Raw genomic sequence first — 2569 nt, forward strand, 5'->3', positions numbered from 1 at the left:
TTTCCGCCTTTCCGCCTTTCCGCCTTTCCGCCTTTCCGCCTCAAAAATCCCGTATCTGTCCTGCCTGTTCAACCTTTTGAGCGGTCTTCCCGCGACATCCCATACCCTCACCTGAGAGACGCTTTTTACGGAAGAAGACTACGTGGCAGCACAGGAACCGTTCGGGGCTGCTCCCATCCAGTTTACAGGCGCTCCCATCTTTGCCCTCCCGATGCTGACACTGCATCAGGCACTGGCTTTTCGATTTCACCTGAAGCGAAAATGAAAGCGCGGCTAAGCTGTTAAGAAAGCTGGCGACAGACGGAAGAAGATGAAGAAACAAACCTGCGATAGGAAGGAACCTGCGTTACTCCCTACCTGCACGCCCCCAAGGCGAGCAGAAGTGCTGCAGCATTAGGTTGTGTGGCGACACGCACATCCTGCCACCCAGCATGACGGAGGATGTCTTCTGCTGCATCAGACATCACGATCGCCGTGGTGGCCGCCGCCTGAGCCAGCAGAGAACCGGGAAGAGCCTTCAGCCACCCCCGGACGCTCTCGGCGGAAAAAAACAGAATATGGCTGATTTGTCCTGCGGCCAGCACGCGCTGAACCTCGGCTGACATCTCATGCACAGGACGAGCCTCATACGCCACGCGCCGCACGACCCGGAACCCGACCTGTCTGAGGTCCGCAGCCAAGCCCGTCCCCTGCCCTGCACCTGAAAGCAACAGCAATAACCCGGCCTGTGGTGTCAGAGCGTCCCTTAGCAAGGTTGCCAAGGCATCTGCGTCCCCCTGAGCACTGACCACATGCGCAAACCCCGCCGCCTGCGCGCGCTGTGCAGTGCGATCACCCACCGCATAAACGGGTGTATCAAGCGGCACAGCCTGCCCGGCGGAGGGCACAGCCTGCCCGCTGGTGAGCACAACCGCCTGTATCTTCCGGCGCAAAGGCGGCACGATACGAGGCAGAATTTCCAAGGAAGGGGAAGAGTACGCGCGCCACCCAGCCGCCTGAACGGCAGCCATTGTCTCGGACAAGCCTGGTTCTGGCCGGGTCACAATCACACCGGTGGAATGGCGGGCAGGAACGTCTTCTGGCTCGCCTTTTTTTAAACCGTAGGAAGCGTTGGTCCCGCTGGTCCCTTCTGGCAGGCTGGCCTCTTCAGTCTCGACATTGAAGGGCACGCGGCCTCTGGCAGCCTTTTTCCGTGAGGAAGAGGCTGTCAAAACACAGCCTCCTCATTCCTCAAAAATGTCATCCGGGCTATCTGCCCGCAGGCTTTTGCCCAGTTCATGGCCAAGGTAGGCGGCATCTTCCGGCGCGCCGCTAATAGCCCGCTTGAGCAGGAAGGACCCATCCTCCCGCGCCACAAGGCCTGTCAGGTGCAGTTTGGGTTCTTCCCCCGCCACAACGGGAATAAGCTGTGCATAACCGCCGATGGGGGTGCGGCAGGACCCATCCAGTTCGGCCAGCAACGCGCGTTCGGCTGTGGCCACGGCGCGGGCTTCATAATCCTCAATGGCTGCCAGCAATTCACGCAGCTCAATATCGTCTTCACGCACCGTAACGCCCACAATCCCCTGCCCCGCAGCAGGCACCATTACGGTGGGGTCCAGCACAATATCTGCACGCTCCGCCATGCCCAGACGGCGCAGCCCGGCCAGCGCCAGAAGCGTTGCGTCACACTGGCGTGCGGCGAGTTTATCGATTCGCGTCTGCACGTTACCCCGCAGCAGACCAAATTGCAGGTCTGGCCGCACATGCAGCATCTGTGCCTGCCGCCGCACGGATGCACAGCCCACCAATGCACCCTGCGGCAGAGCGGAATACGGATCATCCGGATCTGTCTGCACAAGGTCAGGACCAAGGATCAGCGCATCACGCGCATCTTCGCGCTTCAATGTGCAGGCCAGCACCAGACCGGGCGGGAGATCGGTTTCAAGGTCTTTCAGGCTATGGACGGCAAAATCAATCCGCCCATCGGAAAGGGCTTCATGGATTTCCTTGGCAAACAGGCCCTTACCGCCAATTTCAGCCAGCCGCCTATTCTGCACCTGATCGCCCGTGGTGTTGATCTGGTGCTCCTGAAACGCACCCATATCACGCAGCACCGGGCAGAAACGCGTAAGCATGGTCAGGAACGCGCGCGTCTGAACCAGCGCAAGGGGAGACCCGCGGGTTCCAACACGGAGGGGCAGATGACGGCGGGCAGCGTGCCCTGCTGTCTTTTTCTGTCGGGCCGCCGCTTCAGCCGCAACTTTCTGCAGCGCGGACGAGGGGGCGGATACGGAGGGGTAGGCTGAGTCCATGAGTTGTGTCTATTACCGGGAACGATGAAAGGACAAGCAGCCATGATGCCCGGCAGGTCTGAAAACTTTGCGCCCCCGGTGGCTACACCGCCACGCCACGCGACATTTCGGCCACGCAACGCTTTGCCAGCCCTTTATACGGCACATCTGAAAAATACGGGAGAGACCTCGCCACAAAGGCTTCTGGCATCCCGCCGAACAGCGCGACCATACCATAATCCTCACATGTCTCTTCCCCGGCATATCCTGAAAAAACCATGAACCTTTCAAATTCA

At 59.9% G+C, this 2569-nt stretch carries 3 protein-coding genes; all 3 read right to left on the minus strand.

The annotated features are described in order from the left end of the window. Positions 1-353 precede the first annotated feature (353 nt). The gene (locus AD948_RS00330) at positions 354-1211 is read right to left on the minus strand and encodes a uroporphyrinogen-III synthase (RefSeq protein WP_248845857.1); all 858 of its coding nucleotides are present in this window, start codon (positions 1209-1211) and stop codon (positions 354-356) included. 12 nt (positions 1212-1223) lie between these two features. Further along, positions 1224-2294: a hydroxymethylbilane synthase gene (gene hemC / locus AD948_RS00335; protein WP_006558793.1), complete on the minus strand. Its 1071-nt coding sequence runs from the start codon at positions 2292-2294 to the stop codon at positions 1224-1226. Positions 2295-2376: 82 nt separating this feature from the next. Then, positions 2377-2569: hypothetical protein (locus AD948_RS18465; RefSeq protein WP_211264409.1), on the minus strand; the 193-nt coding region annotated here is incomplete at its 5' end.

It is taken from the genome of Acetobacter senegalensis (assembly GCF_001580995.1).
GTDB classification, from domain to species: domain Bacteria; phylum Pseudomonadota; class Alphaproteobacteria; order Acetobacterales; family Acetobacteraceae; genus Acetobacter; species Acetobacter senegalensis.

Bases quoted from the DNA above. Each gene is read 5' to 3' on its own strand.
- hemC (WP_006558793.1), bottom strand. From the start codon at position 2,294: ATGGACTCAGCCTACCCCTCCGTATCCGCCCCCTCGTCCGCGCTGCAG.